General features: G+C 37.2%; 15 protein-coding genes and 1 pseudogene. All 16 read right to left on the reverse strand.

Annotated features, from left to right (window positions below; translation table 11 throughout):
• Positions 1-21: 21 nt before the first annotated feature.
• The 16 genes and pseudogenes from X953_RS11035 to rseP all read right to left on the reverse strand — a co-directional run bounded on the left by X953_RS11035 (position 22) and on the right by rseP (position 18,604).
• A complete protein-coding gene (locus tag X953_RS11035; RefSeq protein WP_040955625.1) occupies positions 22-966 on the reverse strand; it encodes a polysaccharide deacetylase family protein in 945 nt (314 codons plus the stop codon).
• A 268-nt stretch (positions 967-1,234) separates the two neighbouring features.
• Positions 1,235-1,792 (reverse strand): annotated as a pseudogene (gene tnpA, locus X953_RS11040) (IS200/IS605 family transposase).
• A 184-nt stretch (positions 1,793-1,976) separates the two neighbouring features.
• The gene (locus tag X953_RS11050; RefSeq protein ID WP_040955628.1) at positions 1,977-4,091 is read right to left on the reverse strand and encodes a polyribonucleotide nucleotidyltransferase; all 2,115 of its coding nucleotides are present in this window, start codon (positions 4,089-4,091) and stop codon (positions 1,977-1,979) included.
• A 129-nt stretch (positions 4,092-4,220) separates the two neighbouring features.
• Positions 4,221-4,490 carry a 30S ribosomal protein S15 gene (gene rpsO, locus X953_RS11055; RefSeq protein ID WP_019375744.1) on the reverse strand — a complete coding sequence of 90 codons (270 nt, stop codon included), beginning with the start codon at positions 4,488-4,490 and terminating at the stop codon, positions 4,221-4,223.
• 136 nt (positions 4,491-4,626) lie between these two features.
• Positions 4,627-5,568 carry a bifunctional riboflavin kinase/FAD synthetase gene (locus tag X953_RS11060; protein WP_040955629.1) on the reverse strand — a complete coding sequence of 314 codons (942 nt, stop codon included), beginning with the start codon at positions 5,566-5,568 and terminating at the stop codon, positions 4,627-4,629.
• Between the two features lie 21 nt (positions 5,569-5,589).
• Positions 5,590-6,480: a tRNA pseudouridine(55) synthase TruB gene (gene truB / locus X953_RS11065; RefSeq protein WP_040955630.1), complete on the reverse strand. Its 891-nt coding sequence runs from the start codon at positions 6,478-6,480 to the stop codon at positions 5,590-5,592.
• A 77-nt stretch (positions 6,481-6,557) separates the two neighbouring features.
• Positions 6,558-6,899 (reverse strand): 30S ribosome-binding factor RbfA, encoded by a 342-nt coding sequence (gene rbfA / locus X953_RS11070; protein ID WP_040955631.1) that lies wholly within the window; start codon positions 6,897-6,899, stop codon positions 6,558-6,560.
• A gap of 52 nt (positions 6,900-6,951) precedes the next feature.
• Positions 6,952-7,230 (reverse strand): DUF503 domain-containing protein, encoded by a 279-nt coding sequence (locus X953_RS11075; RefSeq protein ID WP_040955632.1) that lies wholly within the window; start codon positions 7,228-7,230, stop codon positions 6,952-6,954.
• A complete protein-coding gene (infB, locus tag X953_RS11080) occupies positions 7,227-9,350 on the reverse strand; it encodes a translation initiation factor IF-2 (protein WP_040955633.1) in 2,124 nt (707 codons plus the stop codon). The genes X953_RS11075 and infB overlap by 4 nt, the downstream gene beginning before the upstream one ends.
• Positions 9,351-9,370: 20 nt before the next feature.
• The gene (locus X953_RS11085; RefSeq protein ID WP_040955634.1) at positions 9,371-9,670 is read right to left on the reverse strand and encodes a YlxQ family RNA-binding protein; all 300 of its coding nucleotides are present in this window, start codon (positions 9,668-9,670) and stop codon (positions 9,371-9,373) included.
• Positions 9,660-9,941: an RNase P modulator RnpM gene (gene rnpM, locus X953_RS11090; protein ID WP_040955635.1), complete on the reverse strand. Its 282-nt coding sequence runs from the start codon at positions 9,939-9,941 to the stop codon at positions 9,660-9,662. The genes X953_RS11085 and rnpM overlap by 11 nt, the downstream gene beginning before the upstream one ends.
• Positions 9,942-9,998: 57 nt before the next feature.
• Positions 9,999-11,105, reverse strand: coding sequence for a transcription termination factor NusA (nusA, locus tag X953_RS11095; protein WP_040955636.1), 1,107 nt, complete (start codon positions 11,103-11,105; stop codon positions 9,999-10,001).
• A gap of 15 nt (positions 11,106-11,120) precedes the next feature.
• A complete protein-coding gene (gene rimP / locus X953_RS11100) occupies positions 11,121-11,591 on the reverse strand; it encodes a ribosome maturation factor RimP (RefSeq protein WP_040955637.1) in 471 nt (156 codons plus the stop codon).
• Between the two features lie 279 nt (positions 11,592-11,870).
• Positions 11,871-12,740, reverse strand: coding sequence for an STAS domain-containing protein (locus X953_RS11105; protein ID WP_040955638.1), 870 nt, complete (start codon positions 12,738-12,740; stop codon positions 11,871-11,873).
• 195 nt (positions 12,741-12,935) lie between these two features.
• Positions 12,936-17,225: a PolC-type DNA polymerase III gene (locus tag X953_RS11110; RefSeq protein ID WP_040955639.1), complete on the reverse strand. Its 4,290-nt coding sequence runs from the start codon at positions 17,223-17,225 to the stop codon at positions 12,936-12,938.
• A gap of 113 nt (positions 17,226-17,338) precedes the next feature.
• The gene (gene rseP, locus X953_RS11115; protein ID WP_040955640.1) at positions 17,339-18,604 is read right to left on the reverse strand and encodes an RIP metalloprotease RseP; all 1,266 of its coding nucleotides are present in this window, start codon (positions 18,602-18,604) and stop codon (positions 17,339-17,341) included.
• Positions 18,605-18,614 lie beyond the last annotated feature (10 nt).

Here is an 18,614-nt window from a genome sequence, read left to right on the forward strand (position 1 = left end):
CCAATTTTGTAAGTATACTAATTATCTTTCCTCATTAAGAAGCTTTTCAATCGTACCCAGTTTAAAACCTTTTTGTTTAACTAATTTTATAAGAGGACCTATTCCCTCTGCAATTGATTCTGTTGGATGCATAAGAATAGTAGCGCCTGGGTGCAATTTATCGTTTACTCGGTTTATCATAACAGATACTGTCGGATTCTTCCAATCAATCGTATCAACAGTCCATAAAATCGTATGCATATTCAAATTATGGGCAGCATCCACCACATGTTGATTATAGCTGCCGCTTGGAGGAGCAAACCACTTAGGTTTTTCGTCTATTATTGCTTTAATAATTTCATTGGTGCTGGAAATTTGCTCTGTATTTTTTTGGTTAGAAAGGCGCGCCATATCTGGATGATCATACGCATGATTTCCTATTACATGTCCTTGTTCATTAATCATCTTAACTATTTCTGCATTTTCTTTTGCCCATTTCCCCTCAATGAAAAAGGTAGCTTTCACCTTCTCTTTTTTTAGTTCATTCAATATGTCAGGTATATATTCAGCACCCCAGGAAACATTGATGAGAAAAGCAACCATTTCCTTCTCTGGGTGACCACGGTAAATCGGAGATGAAGGTAAATCATCAATGGATATTTTAGGTGAGGTTTGTTCAAGGCTAAGCAAGTTTTCGTCAAATTCACCTATTTCTTTCATATTTTTATAAGACTTTTCTATATTTACTTGTAATCCATTTCTACCTGGAGTTTTTTTCCAAACCTTATCAATATATGCATCCTCAGCTTCCTCAGCATATTCACTGCTTTTCTGTGCAATTTCCTGGTATAAAGGATCTCTCTTAGCTGCAGTTTGAATCAATTCTTCTCCTTCTTGTTCAGAAAAAGGATTATAATCCAAATTAAAAGAAATTCCAACTACCAGCACAAATAAACAAAAAATAATTAATTGTCGTAAACGATCCACCGCAATCCCCTCCCATATTATATATGTGAGAAACGGACAAGGTATGTGTTATAAATTGATATAGTACTTAATATAACAAGTTTATATTTTTCGATTCTATTGCAAATATTTGGCAATAAATCTACTCATTTATACACTCATTTTTCATGTATCTTTTTTATGAAATGTTGTAAACCTCCATTTACTTTAGAGACTATTTTACTACTCACTACTCTGCTAAAATCAAAACCACCAGTGTGAACTGGTGGTTTGCTCTGCGGCTGAAAGCCTATATTACCGGCCTCGGCCTTAAAGGCCCACTGAATGGTTTCCCTTTTGCACCACACTCACTCACTGATTCTAAAAGAATCTCTAATTTTTTCTTCTTATTTTTCTCTCCCGTGAACGGGTCAAATTCTTCAAATAATGTTAACTGATCACTCATGTAGTCCTCTTTAAGCTGATTTCTAATATATTCTTGAATTTGATTTTTATTTCTGCCCACTGTATCTACAAAGTAGCCTCGACACCAAAATCTGCGATTACCATATCTATACTTTAAATTAGCGTGGCGATCGAATATCATTAAACTACTTTTGCCCTTTAGGTAGCCCATGAACTGAGATACACTTAGTTTTGGTGGAATGCTTACTAACATATGAATGTGATCTTTGCATGCATTTGCCTCGTGTATCTCAACCCCTTTTCTTTCACAAAGCTCTCTCACTATTTCTCCGATGCTTTTTTTATATTTTCCCTAAATAATTTGTCTTCTATATTTTGGTGCAAAAACTATGTGGAACTTACATCTCCACTGTGTATGTGCTAAACTATTCTTGTCCTGCATTGGACATGCCTCCTTCTTTGATGAGATTTGGTGGTCGGGAAACCTACCTTATCTTATCATGAAGAGAGGCTTTTTTTGTCCCCACGCTAGAAGCTCTATGGAACCCCCGGCATAGCCAGGGGTTTTCAAAGACCACAAGAAAAAAAGAAACTGGTGGAAAACCAGCTTCTTTTTAAAAAAGTTATTATGAGTTTTCTTTTTCTTTTCTTTCTCTTTCTTCTTTTAATACCGCTTTACGAGATAAATTCACTCTACCCTGATTATCAACTTCTTTTACTTTAACAAGGATTTCATCTCCAATAGAGACTACATCCTCTACTTTATTTGTTCTTTCTTCTGCTAATTCAGAAATATGCACCAGACCATCTTTTCCTTTGAATAACTCTACAAACGCTCCAAATTTCTCAATTCGTTTTACTGTACCAAGATACATTTGGCCGGCTTCTACTTCTCTTACTATATCCTCAATGATTTTCCTTGCTTGATCATTCATTGAAGAATCTGTAGAAGAGATAAACACTTTGCCGTCTTGTTCAATATCAATCTTAACTCCAGTTTCTTCGATAATCTTATTAATCTGCTTACCACTTGGCCCTATAACATCTCTAATTTTATCTGGATTAATATTCATTGTTAGAATTTTAGGCGCATATGCTGAAAGTTCTTTGTTAGGTTCTTTTATTGTTTCAAGCATAGAATCTAAAATCTGCATACGACCTTTTTTAGCTTGGCTTAGAGCTTCCTTAAGTATTTCCTTTGATAGCCCGTCAATTTTTATATCCATCTGTAAGGCAGTAACTCCTTTTGCCGTACCTGCAACCTTAAAGTCCATATCACCAAGAGCATCTTCCATTCCTTGAATGTCTGTTAGAATAGAGTAATCCTCACCAGATTTGACTAGCCCCATTGCAATACCAGCAACTGGTGCTTTAATTGGAACTCCTGCTGCCATCATCGCCAAAGTACTTGCGCAAATACTTGCCTGTGAAGTAGAACCATTGGACTCCAATACCTCTGACACAAGTCGGATGGTATAAGGAAACTCTTTATCTGATGGTATCACTTTCTCCAACGCACGCTCACCTAGTGCTCCGTGACCAATTTCTCTTCGTCCAGGCCCTCTAATAGGACCAGTCTCACCAACACTGTATTGCGGAAAATTATAGTGATGCATAAATCGCTTTGATTCTTCAAGATCTAAACCATCAAGTATTTGAACATCCCCTAAAGCTCCAAGTGTACAAACACTTAATGCTTGGGTTTGTCCTCGGGTAAACAAACCCGAACCATGGGTGCGTGGCAAAATATTGATTCGTGAAGAAAGTGGACGTATTTCATCAATTTTACGACCATCTGGACGGATCTTTTCTTTTGTGATCAGACGACGTACTTCTTCCTTAACCATCTTATCTAGGATAGACTTTACTTGTTTAATTACGCCTTCCTCTGCTTCTTCGTAGTTCTCAACAACTTCTTTTTTTACGTCGCTAATAGCTTCTTCTCTTGCATGTTTTTCTTTCACCTGTATAGCCGAAACAAGCTTGTCCTTGGCATCTGCTTCAATTTTAGCTGTCAACTCTTCATCTAACTCAAAAAGCGTTACTTCAGATTTTTCCAAGCCAACTGCACGAACAATCTCCTCCTGGAATTCAACCAGACGGATAATTTCCTTATGCCCAAACATAATTGCTTCCAGCATCACTTCTTCTGGTACTTCGTTAGCTCCTGCTTCAACCATATTGATTGCATCTTTCGTTCCAGCCACTGTTAAATCAATATCACTTTTTTCCTCTTGTTCTATGGTTGGGTTAATAACAAATTCGCCATCCACTCTTCCTACATGAACACCTGCAATTGGTTCTTCAAAAGGAATGTCTGAAATACTAAGTGCAATAGAAGAACCTATCATTGCAGCGATTTCTGATGAGCAATCTTGATCTACACTCATTACCGTGCTGATAACTTGTACTTCATTTCTAAATCCATCCGGAAATAAGGGACGAATCGGTCTATCAATTAACCTGGAAGAAAGGATCGCTTTTTCACTTGGACGACCTTCACGTTTAATAAACCCCCCTGGAATCTTTCCTACTGCATAAAGACGTTCCTCGTAATTAACTGTTAAAGGAAAGAAGGGTAAGTCTTTGGGTTCCTTAGATGCTGTGGCTACAGATAAAACAGCTGTCTCGCCATAGTGAATCATACAAGCCCCATTAGCTTGCTTTGCTAACTCTCCTACTTCGACAGTAAATTTATTACCAGCAATTTCAGTTGAAAATTGTTTTTTTTCGTCTGCCATTTAAAATAGTGCTCCTTTCAATAAACATTCTATTTCTTATTTTATAGTTTTTAAACCAGAATGTAAATTTTATGTAGTAAAATCAATTATAAACGTATAAAAAAAGCAGGATTCCTCCTGCTTTTGCGATTATCGGCGTAAGCCAAGTCTCTTAATAAGTTCACGGTAACGAGTAACGTCTTTATTACGTAGGTAATTAAGTAAATTACGGCGTTTACCAACCATTTTTAACAATCCACGACGTGAATGATGGTCTTTCTTATGAATACGTAAATGTTCGTTTAATGTAGTAATTTCTTCTGTAAGTACAGCAATTTGTACTTCCGGAGAACCAGTGTCATTTTCATGAACCTTGTATTCATTGATAATTTCATTTTTGCGTTCTTGTGTGATAGCCATTCGGCCCACCTCCTATAATATAAGTTAGCCCCATTCCCCTAGCAAACGTCGGAGTTACGATTTGCCAAGCGAAGGTTTTACGTTGTCTATCGTACATGTTTTTTCGATTAAATGCAAGAAAAAAATGAATAACATTCTACTTTATCTCAAAATAGTCCCGAATTTCTCTTTCATCTTCACCAATTTGCTTAACTAAAGCCTCTACATTACTAAATTTTACTTCGTCCCTGATAAAGCGATACCAATCAATGAATATTGTTTCACCATAGATGTCTTCGCGGAAATCAAAAATATTTACTTCAACAGAGGGCTTAACCTCTTCTGGGGTGAAAGTAGGTTTCACTCCAAGATTGGCCATACCATAATATTGCGACTCGCCAATTACTACTTTAACTGCATATACCCCATTTTTTGGTAAAATTGTATCAGAATCTATCTCCATATTTGCAGTAGGATAGCCTATCGTTCTGCCTCTTTGATCTCCTCTTATTACAGTACCTTTAGCTGCTAAAGGTCTACCAAGCAAGTTGCGCGCTTCTGCTACATCCCCTGTTTGCAATAGTTCCCTAATTCTAGTTGAACTAACCTTTTCCTCACCCAGTTCCACCTTAGTAATTGTGGTAACAGCGAATTCATTATCTGCATGTGCACGAATGGTATCCATATTTCCTTCTCCTTTATGCCCATAAGAAAAGTCAAACCCAGCTACCAAATGTTTTACATTCAATCCTTTAATAAAATGGTCTATAAAGGTCTGAGGAGATAATGCGGCCAAATCTTTGTTAAACTTAATAACATACAGAATATCTACACCCAAGTCCTTCAAGATTTTCTTCTTTTGTTGTAAAGGTGTAATGTATTTCACATGCTGTACCTTCTTGTTTAATACAACGGACGGATGGGGATGAAAGGTGATAACTGCGCTGTCTATTTTTTCCTTTTCAGCTATAGAAACAGCAGTATTAATTACTTTTTGATGTCCTTTATGTATGCCATCGAAAAAGCCAATCGCGCTAACTGATGCTGGTTGTTGGTCTCTTATGAATGTATGAGGATATGTTAATTCAATTACTTTCATCGTTTTCTCACCTGCACTTCTTTATCCTTGAAAAACCCGTACTGGTTTGAGTTGATCAGGTTTGTCTGGATGTATTTGATAAATAGCTAATAATTCCTCTTCAAAAAGAACGGCGAAAGGATCTGTATTCATGCTCTGTTCAAATGGAAGCTTTTGTCCATTTTTTACTTTGTTCCTTGTTTCCTTGTCTACGTTCAGCACATCGAGATGCTGTATACCACATAGAATCGGATTTAGAAGCTTATGTTGTTCTTGATCCTCTACCGCTTTTTCTATCATAGCAAAAGTTACACTATTTTTCTTTGAAAAAGCTCCGGTTCTTAGTCTAGTTAAGTCAGCCATGTGCGCTGGGAATCCTAATTTTTTTCCTATATCCACACTTAGTGTACGAATGTAAGTACCCTTTGAACATTCCACTTCTATTTTAAATGTTTTGCTTTCTGGATTTGAAGCTAAGTATTGAATTCCATAGATATATACTTCTCTTCTGGGCCGTTCGACTTCAATACCCTCTCGAGCATATTCATATAACTTTTTTCCGTTTACTTTTACTGCAGAATACATTGGTGGCACTTGAGTTATGCATCCCTTAAAGGCTTGTAGTGCAAGATTTATCTCTTCATCTGAAGGTAATTGATCAACCTCCATCATCTCTAATGGCTGCCCATGTGAGTCTTCCGTATCTGTTGACATACCAAGGCTAACATCTGCAACGTACGTTTTTTTTGTGTCAGTTAAAAATGGAACAATTTTTGTTGCTTCACCTATGCAAATAGGTAGCACTCCCTCTACTTCTGGATCAAGTGTCCCTGTATGTCCAACTTTTTTTGTTTTAAATAACTTCCTTACTTTGACAACACAATCATGAGAAGTTAGACCCTTCGGTTTCCATAATGGCAAAATACCGTTCATTCATGCTCATCCTCCACTATCTAAAAGTTTGGATGGAAAAAAATCTGACTCAATATAAGTCAGATTTTCCGGTCAGACTATTTGTTTAAATCTCGAAGTATTGTCTCAATCCGATTTCCATATTCAAATGCTTCATCAAACTCAAATATAAGCTCAGGTGTTTTTCTCAAGCGAATTCGCTGCCCAATTTCAGAGCGCATAAACCCTTTCGCTTTTGCAAGCCCCAATAATGTATCTTGCTTTTGCTTTTCGTCACCTAAAACAGAAATAAAAACCTTTGCCTGTTGTAAATCCCCGGTGACCTCCACATCAGTTACTGTGACAAACCCAATCCTTGGATCTTTTATCTTACGGGTCAGTATTTCTCCCAATTCTTTTTTCATTTGCTCTGCAACTCTATTTGCTCGTAAGTCAGCCATTATGTCTTCACCTCGATTTATAACAAAAGATACCTATCTAATAACAATCTGGTTACATACGTTCCATGTTTGTTATGGTTCGCTCCAGTTCAGGATAATCATCAATTATGCGCAATGCTTCCTGAATCACCTTTTCCGAATGAGTTAAATCATTCGATATTGTCACAATACCTATTTTGGTACGTTGCCAAAGATCGTGGTAATCCAACTCCGTTACTGCTACATTGAGATCTTTTTGGAGTCTTGCCATGAGGCGTTTGAGTATGGATCTTTTTTGCTTCAATGAATGTCCTTCATACATCATACATTCGATCTCTGCAAACAAAATCATTTGCGCTCAATTTCCTCCATTATGAATGCTTCTATTACATCGCCTTCTTTAATGTCATTAAAGTTTTTAATAGTAATTCCACACTCATAATTTTGCGCAACTTCCTTCACATCATCTTTGAAACGTTTTAAAGTATCAATTTCACCTTCAAATTGAACTACTCCATCACGAATCACTCTAACTCCTGACGATCTGGTTAATTTACCATCGGTTACATAACTTCCAGCAATCGTACCGATTTTGGAGACTTTGAAGGTCTCACGAACCTCTGCTTGCCCAATAATTTTTTCTTCAAATTCCGGATCAAGCATACCTTTCATCGCTGCTTCAATTTCCTCTATTGCTTTGTAAATAACCCGGTGTAAGCGAACATCTACTTTTTCTGATTCTGCAGCTTTCTTCGCATTCACATCTGGACGCACATTAAACCCTATAACAATTGCATTAGATGCGGAAGCAAGAATAATATCAGATTCCGTAATTGCCCCTACACCAGTGTGGATGATTTTAATGTTGACACCTTCCACATCAATTTTTTGTAGGGATGAAGCAAGTGCTTCTGCAGAACCTTGAACATCTGCTTTTATTATAATATTTATTTCTTTCATATCGCCCTGTTTAATTTGTTCAAATAAATCATCTAAACTAACTTTCGTTTGTTCACTTCGATTTTCTTGAATTTGTTTTTGTTGTCGAGCTTCACCAATCTGACGTGCCTTTTTCTCATCCCTAAACACAAGAAATTGATCGCCGGCTTGTGGAACCTCATTTAGCCCTGTTATTTCAACAGGTGTAGATGGTCCAGCTTCCTGTACACGTTTACCCAAATCATTTACCATTGCCCGGACACGACCGTGAGTATGACCTACAACGATAGAGTCACCCACATGAAGAGTTCCATTCTGGACAAGCAATGTAGCTACGGAGCCTCGGCCTTTATCCAACTGAGCATCAATCACTGTTCCGAATGCTTCACTTTTTGGATTAGCTTTCAGTTCCTCTACTTCGGAAACAAGTACGATCATCTCGAGCAAATCGTCAATTCCTTCACCTTTGATTGCAGTAAGGTTAACGAAAATAGTATCTCCGCCCCAGTCTTCCGGGATCAATTGATATTCCGTTAATTCCTGCATCACGCGATCAGGATTTGCTCCTTCTTTATCCATTTTATTAACAGCTACAATGATAGGTACCTCAGCAGCTTTAGCATGGTTGATTGCTTCAATAGTCTGAGGCATAACTCCATCGTCTGCTGCGACTACAAGAATCGCTACATCTGTAACTTGAGCACCCCGAGACCGCATGCTTGTAAAAGCCGCGTGACCAGGTGTGTCAAGGAAAGTAATCTTTTTACCATCATTTTCTACTTGATATGCCCCGATATGCTGTGTAATACCACCAGCTTCTCCGGCAGTCACCTTTGTATGACGGATAGCGTCCAATAATGTTGTTTTTCCGTGATCCACATGTCCCATGATTGTAACAACTGCTGGTCTTTCAAGCAGATCAGCTTCATTTTCTTCAGATATATATTTGTCGAAGTCAGTATCCTCTAAAACGATTTCCTTTTCTACTTCTACATTGAATTCGGCACAGATTAACTCGATCGCATCATCATCTAAATCTTGATTTTTAGTAGCCATTACACCAAGGAACATTAATTTTTTGATGATTTCAGAAGCTTCTTTGTTTAGCTTCCCTGCTAGTTCACTTACAGTAAGCACACCACTGTATGTGATCTTTTCTGGTGTCTCTTTTTTCACAGGTTGTTGCTTAAATTCCTGCTTATTTCCTTTATTATTTCTTTGATTCTTATTATTATGTCTATTGTTTCTCTTATTATCTTGTTTCTTGAAGTTATTTGGTTTATTCACCTGTTTCCCACCTGGGTTTGGTTTAGTATCATTCTTTTTAGTTTCGCCAGATTGCTTTGAATCTGCCTTGCTATCACTTTTTTGTGGTGTAGATTTAAATTTCTTATCTAACTTGTTAATGGTATCTGTGGAAATAGTAGACATATGATTGGATACCTCCACATCCATTTCTTTTAGATAATTAATTACATTTTTACTTGACGTATTATTTTGTTTAGCATATTCATATACACGCATTTTACTCATACGTTCACCCCCGAATTTAGTTACCCGAGTAAAGACTTAATCTTCTCAGCAAACCCTGCATCTAATATAGCAATGGCCACTCTCTGGGATTTTCCAATAGCATGTGATAATGTTTCTCTATCATCTACTATTTCAAATGGTACCTTATATGTCTTGCACTTATCTGTAATTTTTTTCTTCGTCTGTGGCCCAATATCACTTGCCACTAGTACTAATTTCGCCTTCTTTTGCTGAATATCTTTAACAATGGTCTCTTCGCCTAAGGAACACTTTCTGGCTCGATAAGCCAAACCAACCATATTTAAATAGCTATTCTGCATTGGAATTACCCTCTGCAAGTTGTTTTAATTCTTCATAAATGGTTGATGATACTTCCGCATTCAATTGGCGATTAAGAATATTGGATTTCTCAGCTTTCTCTATAACATTAATATCCAGACTCAAATAGGCTCCGCGCCCATTCTTCTTACCTGATGGGTCTACAAAAACCTCGCCTTCTTTATTACGTACTATTCTTATCAAATCTTTTTTTGGTTTTGTTTCGTTCGTAACTACGCATTTTCTTTCTGGTACTTTTCGTTTCTTATTCATTTGGAAGCCTCCCTCTAATCAGGAAAACCTGGTCAGTTACTCTATAAATTTATAGCTTTATTCATCATCACTAAAATCAAACAAATCTTCTTCGGCATTTAATTCTTCGGTTTCCTCCAAGAGACCTTCTTCTCTTGCTTCAGATTCGCTCTTAATATCAATTTTCCAACCAGTGAGCTTTGCAGCAAGTCTGGCATTTTGCCCTCGTTTACCAATGGCCAATGAAAGCTGATAATCAGGAACAATTACAGTCGTAGCTTTTTCCTCTTCATTGACAAGCACACGAACAACCTTAGAAGGGCTAAGTGCATTTGATACATAGACTACTGGGTCCTCTGACCATTCTACCACATCAATTTTTTCACCCTTTAATTCGTTCACAATCGCCTGCACCCGTTGTCCTTTTTGTCCAACACATGACCCCACAGGATCTATTTCCGGATCAGGAGCATAGACGGAGATCTTAGAACGATCACCAGCTTCTCTTGCCACAGATTTAATTTCTACAATACCATCATAAATTTCTGGTACTTCCATTTCAAATAGTCGCTTTAGGAGCCCTGGGTGAGATCTGGAAATATAAATTTGAGGTCCTTTACTCGTATTTTCCACCTTTGTAACAAAAACTTTCAGACGGTCATGTACATGGTATTCTTCTGTAGGCATTTGCTCTGCTTCAGCCAGTTTTGCTTCAATTTTACCCAAGTTGACATAGACAAATCGTGGATCTTTTCTTTGGATAATTCCAGTCATCACATCTTCTTCGCGGTCAGAATACTCAGAGAAAATAACTCCTCTTTCAGCTTCCCTCACCCGCTGAGTAACTACTTGTTTCGCAGCTTGGGCAGCTATCCGACCAAAATCCTTAGGTGTAACTTCCACCTCTACAATATCTTCCAAATCATAATTAGGGTTTATTTCCTTGGCTTCTTCCAAGGAAATCTCTTCTTGTGAATCTTCAATTTCTTCTACAACAGTTTTTCTTGAAAAGACACCCATTTTACCAGTTTGCTCATTAAGTTCTACTCTTACGTTTGTAGCTGACTTAAAATTTTTCTTATAGGCAGAGATCAAAGCAGCTTCCAATGCTTCCATTAGAATATCTTTGTCAATTCCTTTTTCTTTTGCTAAATAATCAATCGCGTCAAACAACTGATTTGCCACTTTTATTTTCCCCCTTTAAAACGTAACAGCTATTCTTGCTTTCGCTATCTTGTCATATGGTATTTCAATTTGTTTACTTTTGGTCTTTACTTTGATTTCCAAGCTTAAGATATTATTCGTGAAATCTTTTAAAATACCTTCATATTCCTTTTCACCTTCGATGGGCTCGTATAATTTCACATAGATGTTCTTATTTAAGTTACTACTAAAGTCATCTTTCGTTTTTAAAGGACGTTCCACTCCAGGTGAAGAGACTTCTAGGAAATATGCCTCTTTAATAGGATCTTGCTGGTCAAGCTTCTCACTAAGCTCTTCAGATACATCCCCACATTCAGTTATATCAATTCCTCCAGGTTTATCAATATATATTCGAAGAAACCAATTTTTTCCTTCTTTAACATATTCAATGTCAACTAATTCAAGCCCTTTATGTTCTAGAATGGGGTGAAGCAACTCTTCTGTTGTTTTAATTACTTGTGAACTCACGTCTCATCCTCCTTTACTGAATTGTAATTAACCCTTATTATGAACCATCATACTATTTTTCATTTGAGCATTCCGTGAATCAATATAAAACCCCTGCCGGCAGTTTGTGGCAAGGGAGGGAAGTTTTAACTCAAGAGTCAGCTGGAAGTATGAAGAAAGAGTGGGTGATCACCCACTCTTTTAACCGTTCGTATCATTTCTTACCAAAAAAATTATATCATAAGGGAGAATCTCTTGCAAGAAAGTGGGTATAAATAGTATTTCCGGTTAACAGAAAGACTAAACATCTGGCTGGATATCTGACTTGGGAGCATCAAATAATTTCATATAGTCCTGCATGGCCTGTTCCAATGTTCCTTTTGTTTCAGCCTTCTGACCAAAAGTGATATCCATATTTACTATTTCGCGTACAATCTTTGGACTTAATCCAGTAATTACAGTACGACAGCCCATCATGTTAACACCATCAAGCAGCTTCAGGAAGTTCTGGATGGCTTCATGGTCCATCTCTGCTATACCTGACAAGTCCAAAATTAATATCTCTACTCTCTTATTACCAATCTCAAAAAGGACCTTTTCCTCTATAATTGAGGCACGGTAAGAATCTATTGTCCCGATGAGAGGCAATATACTAATATTTGGAGACACAGGTATGATCGGAACAGATAAATTTTCAACAAGCTTTGTCTGTTGTTCAATAAGTTTATCCTTATATTCAGAATAACTAATAAAGAATCCTTTAAAAAACTCATCAATTAGTTCATTGACCTTATTTTCCATAGAAAAAAAACGTTCTCTATCTGCCTGATCTTCTGTAAAATGATCGTATTCATATAGAAATTCCCACAGAGTCTTCCGGATTGCTTGTACCCACTCCAATTTGAAAGAAAGAGTTAAAGATGTTTTTGCCCAGGCAATACCTTCCTGATTTCCAAAAGCTATAACATCTTCACGCCTTTCTTCTACAACCATCAAGACAAGCTTAACTGCATTGCCCAAGAGGTTTATATTACCTACAAGTTTAATTTCTTCAATTTTATCGCGAACATTCGCTGCATGCTGCAACAAAACTTCTTCAAACATAGATTTATTCTCTGATAAAAATCCTTTAATATCCTGCCCATCTGTGTAAACTAGATCAAGACTCATTATGTTCCCACCTTTCTATGTTTGTTACTCAATCTGGAATATAAGATATTATATAAGTTCATCGAGTATTATATCATAATTTCAATACTATTTTCACTTGTGAAAAGGAGGGGATAGGCATAAATGTCTGGATTTTAACAAGCAGCTCATTATTTCGATCTAATATTCTATAACAGCACAAGCTTCTATGATAGCTTAAAAGAGAGACAATTGATTCTTTTCAGCCATTCCTTCCAAACAACCGTGATTATCCAAATATTCCAGTACGGTTTTTGATATTCTACTTCGTTCCCGAAGATCTTCTTTGGATAAAAATTCTCCTTCTTCTCTAGCTTTCACTATACTTAATGCGGCATTTGTGCCGAGGCCATCCACAGCATTAAAAGGAGGCAATAAACGGTCCTCTTCAACTATAAATTCAGTCGCGCTTGACTTGTAAAGGTCCACTTTATTGAAGCCATATCCTCTTTCGCACATTTCTAAAGAGATTTCTAATACGGTTAACAAGTTTTTCTCTTTAGGAGAAGCATCGTTCCCTTTTGCGTAAATCTCTTCCATTCGCTTTCTAATTGCTGAAGATCCTTTTATCATTGTATCTAATTCAAAATCATCTGCACGCACTGTAAAATACGCTGCATAAAAATAGATTGGGTGATGGACTTTAAAATAAGCAATCCTTACAGCCATTAATACATATGCTGCAGCATGTGCCTTAGGAAACATATATTTAATCTTTTTACATGATTCGATATACCAATCTGGTACACCGTGTTTTTTCATTTCCGTTATCCATTCATCCTGCAGCCCTTTTCCCTTACGCACAAACTCCATTATTTTAAATGCAAGTGATGCTTCCAACCCTTTGTGCATAAGGTATACCATAATATCATCACGACACCCAATAACATCGGGAAGCTGACAAATTCCATCATTTATTAATTCTTGTGCATTACCAAGCCATACATCTGTTCCATGTGACAGCCCGGATATAATTACCAACTCGGCAAAGGTATTAGGTTTTGTATCTTCAAGCATTTGACGGACAAATTTCGTTCCAAATTCCGGCACCCCTAAAGTCCCCGTTTTACAATTTATTTGCTCTGGTGTTACACCAAGAGATTCTGTTCCTGAAAATATTTTCATAACCTCTTCATCATCCGTAGGTATTGTTTTTGGGTCAATTCCACTTAAATCCTGAAGCATACGAATAACAGTTGGGTCATCATGACCTAGTATATCCAATTTTAACAAATTATCATGAATCGAATGAAAATCAAAATGAGTTGTTTTCCATTCACTTTTCTTATCATCAGCAGGAAATTGGATTGGTGTAAAGTCAAATATTTCTTTATCATCAGGTACAACAATAATACCACCTGGATGCTGACCTGTTGTACGTTTTACCCCAGTACAACCTTGAACAAGTCTGTCAACCTCAGCATTCTTATAAACGAGTTGCTTGTCTGATGCATAGCCTTTCACATAACCGTATGCCGTTTTCTCAGCGATAGTCCCTATTGTACCGGCACGATAAACATTATCTTCACCAAATAGTTCCTTGGTGTAATTATGAGCTCTTGGTTGATAGGTTCCCGAGAAGTTCAAGTCAATATCGGGTACCTTGTCTCCCTTAAACCCTAAGAATGTTTCAAATGGAATATCCTGTCCGTCTTTCGTAAGAGGTTTATTGCATTCTGGGCACACCTTATCAGATAAATCAAACCCGCTACCAACCGACCCATCTGTTATAAACTCATGATGATGGCATTCTAGGCAAACATAGTGAGGCGGCAAAGGGTTCACTTCAGTGATTTCTGTCATGGTTGCTACAAATGAAGACCCAACAGAACCCCTTGAACCGACTAAGTAACCATCATCCAAGGACTTTTTCACTAACTTATGTGAAATTAAGTAAATGACAGCAAAACCATGACCTATAATACTTTCCAACTCTTTTTCCAAGCGGTCAACTACAAGCTGTGGTACTGGTTCTCCGTATATTTTCTTCGCACGACTATAGCATAAATCACGAATATCCTGATCCGCTCCCTGAATGGTAGGAGTGTATAATCCATCCTTAACCGGTGATATCTCCTCTATTTCCTCTGCTAATTCGTTTGTATTATCAATAATAATTTCTTTTGCTTTGTCATTACCTAAAAATTGAAAAGCCTCCAGCATTTCATTAGTTGTTCGAAAAGGAGTGTCAGGCAATGTTTGTCGATTCAGCGGATTACCTGCTTGAGAAGAAATTAAAATTTGACGGTACAATTTATCATGGTTATCTATATAGTGTACATTACCAGTTGCGACCACTTTTTTATTCATCCGTTCGCCAAGTTTAATTAGTTTATTTATTATGTCCAAAATTTGCGCTTCATTTTGGACTAAATCCTTTTCAATTAAATGGCTATAGTTTGCAGGAGGTTGAACTTCAATGTAATCATAAAACTCAGCAACCTTCTCCGCTTCCTCCGCAGATTTCTGCATCATTGTTTCAAAGACTTCTCCTTTATCACAACCTGAACCAACCAATATGCCTTCTCGTAATTTTAATAGTAGCGATCTTGGAATCCGAGGTACACGATAAAAGTAGTCAATGTGTGCATGTGAAACGAGCTTGTATAAATTCTTTAATCCCTCTTGTGTTTTCGCAAGCAATGTACAGTGAAAAGGTCTTGAACGCTGATAGGCATTTCCTTCTCCCATATGGTTATTCAATTGTTTATGATTTAGAATTTCTTTTTCTACTAACCGTTGTACTAATTTCCAAAACAAATAACCTGTTGCTTCTGCATCATAAATAGCTCTATGGTGTTGTGTTAACTCAATATCCAAATGCTTACACAGCGTATTAAGTCGATGGTTTTTTAATTCAGGGAATAAAAACCTGGCTAATTCCAATGTATCAATTACAGCATTATCCGCTTTTGGAAAGTTTATTTTTTCAAAGCCTTGGTTAAGAAAACCCATATCAAAGCTAGCATTATGAGCTACTAGTATGCAGTCTCCCATCCATTCCCGAAAGTCCTTTAAAACCTCACTAACTTCCGGGGCATTCATTACCATCTCGTCTGTAATTCCGGTAAGGTCTGTTGTTGTTTGAGATAAAGGATGGTGCGGATTTGCAAATGACTCAAAACGATCAACAATTTCTCCCTGATGAATTTTCACACCGGCAAGTTCGATGATCGTATCATATACTGCTGAAAGACCGGTAGTTTCAACGTCAAATACGACATATGTTGCATTACCCAAGTCAATATCCATCTCGTTATATGCTATTGGTACACCATCATCAACCAGATTTACCTCTACACCATATAATACTTTAATATTATTTTTTTTGCCGGCTGCATGTGCATCAGGAAAACCTTGAACGCCAGCATGATCAGTAATTGCGATGGCTTTATGGCCCCATTTTGCCGCCTGAGTAACAAGAGTTTCAGGGGAGACCACAGCATCCATTTGGCTCATCGTCGTATGAGCATGCAATTCAACACGCTTTTCATCTTTAGGAGCAGTGTCCTTTCTATCTTCCACTTTTACTTCATGGATATCATTTGCCATCATAGCTAACTCATTTGTATACATATCTGTTTGGATGCTTCCACGTGCTTTTATCCACATTCCCTTTTTAACTGTTTCAAATTTTTCTGCATCCTCATCACCTTTAGAGAACATCTTTATTTGCAGGGAATCAGTGTAATCCGTTGCTTTGATTATTAATAGACTTCGACCAGAACGTAACTTACGAATTTCTGCTGAGAAAATATATCCTTGGACAGTTACTCGACGTTCTTCATCTTGAATATCTTCCATTTGAATAGCTTCGTCTTGTATTTTATACCCAAGCATTAATGGTTTGTTCTCATGATTAGGTTTTGCTTGTTCTCGTTTTTCTTTTTCCTGAACAGTCTTTTGGATTAACTGCTGATCTTCCAAGGCTTTTTGCTCTTTAAATGCCTGAATATCTGCTTCTTCTGTCTTGATTATTGTTTCAATAGAGTAAAAGGAAAGACCGACTTTTTGGCAGTACTTTTTAAAGCTGTCTTCCAAACGTTTCTTTAATGCAGTTCCTTCTGCTTCATTCCTGGCCGTCAGCAATAGTTTATTATTTTGAATAACAGGGGTTTGATTGTAGACCAAATCTTTATACGCTGGGGATAAATTATTAATAGAATGAATAAAACGTTGCCAGTACCCACAAACTGTTTCGTTGACACAGGTACTGTTGCCAGTTTGGATGGTTAGTTCCACTGACGCTACCTGTTGAAACGATTCTTTTAACGCATTTAAGAAAAGTTCATGTATCTCCAATGGCAAAACATTTTCTATATAAATATGGAAATGCCATATTTTTGTCTTTTTATATACCTCTAATTTTTCTAGGTAACTTCCATCGAAATAATTTTGGATATGTTCTGAAGGTATTTGTAATTGCTTTAACAATAAATTCATTTTTTCACTCTTAGATAGATCCATTTGTAGTCCTCCTCATACCCTCTATAAACGTTTTATGGAGAATCTCTGTTGTCAGTTGCAACAAAGATTCTCCTGTTAATTTAATTAATATAAAACTAGTCGTTAACTATTATTTATAAAAATAATCTCTGGATATCATTCCATGTGACGATGATCATTAATAGCATGAGAAATGCAAACCCAACAAAGTGGAATATTCCTTCTTTTTCCGGTGAAATCGGTTTGCCACGAACTGCTTCTATCCCAACAAATAGTAAACGTCCTCCGTCGAGAGCTGGTAATGGGACCAGATTTACAATCCCAAGGTTTATGCTCAGCATCGCGGTCCACATAAGGAAATTGGTGAAACCTGTCTGGACAACCTGGTCTGTAACATCATAAATCCCAACAGGACCCGATAGCATTTCTATAGATAGTTGGCCACTGATCAGCATAAATAAATTAGTTAAAATCAATTTAGTGGTATCATATGTCTGTTCAAAACCATATTTTATAGTACCGATAAAGGATTTTTCAAATGCTTGGTATACACCTATTTGTCCAATAGACTGTTCCTGACCTTCTAATTTAACTTCGTCAGGCACGACCGTTACTGGAATCTGTTCCCCGTCGCGTTTAACAATCATATCAAGTTCTTGACCTGGATTTTCCCGCACGATGGAAGTGAACTCTTCCCAAGTAGAAATAGAATTATTTTCTATCTTAATAATTTCATCATTATCTTGCAGTCCTGCTTCTGCAGCTGGGCTATCAGGCTGAATTTTATTTACTCTAGCTTCATCTACTGGAGCGCCCTGAATAATTCCTAAGATAAAGAATATAAAAAGCGCAAGAATAAAGTTCATCATCGGCCCTGCAAAAAGCTGCATTGCTCTCTTGCCGACACTTTTTGATGCAAATTGTCGATCAAACGGCGCTATTTGAGTTGCTTTTTCATCCATGATAAACATTGCCTTTGGATCCACATCAAAGCTTAGCTTTTGGTCATCTTCATCAATTTCATATCCATCAATGCGGAGTGCATGATCCAGATCTGCATGCTCTACTTCGATAACTTGAGCATTTGGATGTTTAGACTTATTATTCACAATTATTTTGTTTACTTTTCCTTCTTGATTGAATTCCAGTCCAATATGGTGCCCTGGTTTTAACTCAACAATTTCCGGGTCTTCTCCTGCTACTCTAACGTACCCACCAATGGGTAATAAACGAATGGTATAGACTGTTTCATTTCTTGTGAAGGCAAATATTTTGGGCCCAAAACCAATCGCAAATTCTCTTGCCAGCATTCCTGCTCTTTTAGCGAAAATGAGATGGCCCCATTCATGGATAAAAACCAAAAGTCCAAACATGAAGATAAAAGCTATAACTGTATTCAAATAAAGCACC

Origin of the sequence: Virgibacillus sp. SK37 (assembly GCF_000725285.1) — a bacterium.
In the GTDB taxonomy this organism is placed as follows: domain Bacteria; phylum Bacillota; class Bacilli; order Bacillales; family Amphibacillaceae; genus Virgibacillus_Q.

Bases quoted from the DNA above. Each gene is read 5' to 3' on its own strand.
- X953_RS11050 (WP_040955628.1), bottom strand. From the start codon at position 4,091: ATGGCAGACGAAAAAAAACAATTTTCAACTGAAATTGCTGGTAATAAA.
- rpsO (WP_019375744.1), bottom strand. From the start codon at position 4,490: ATGGCTATCACACAAGAACGCAAAAATGAAATTATCAATGAATACAAG.
- X953_RS11060 (WP_040955629.1), bottom strand. From the start codon at position 5,568: ATGAAAGTAATTGAATTAACATATCCTCATACATTCATAAGAGACCAA.
- truB (WP_040955630.1), bottom strand. From the start codon at position 6,480: ATGAACGGTATTTTGCCATTATGGAAACCGAAGGGTCTAACTTCTCAT.
- rbfA (WP_040955631.1), bottom strand. From the start codon at position 6,899: ATGGCTGACTTACGAGCAAATAGAGTTGCAGAGCAAATGAAAAAAGAA.
- X953_RS11075 (WP_040955632.1), bottom strand. From the start codon at position 7,230: ATGATTTTGTTTGCAGAGATCGAATGTATGATGTATGAAGGACATTCA.
- infB (WP_040955633.1), bottom strand. From the start codon at position 9,350: ATGAGTAAAATGCGTGTATATGAATATGCTAAACAAAATAATACGTCA.
- X953_RS11085 (WP_040955634.1), bottom strand. From the start codon at position 9,670: ATGCAGAATAGCTATTTAAATATGGTTGGTTTGGCTTATCGAGCCAGA.
- rnpM (WP_040955635.1), bottom strand. From the start codon at position 9,941: ATGAATAAGAAACGAAAAGTACCAGAAAGAAAATGCGTAGTTACGAAC.
- X953_RS11105 (WP_040955638.1), bottom strand. From the start codon at position 12,740: ATGAGTCTTGATCTAGTTTACACAGATGGGCAGGATATTAAAGGATTT.
- X953_RS11110 (WP_040955639.1), bottom strand. From the start codon at position 17,225: ATGGATCTATCTAAGAGTGAAAAAATGAATTTATTGTTAAAGCAATTA.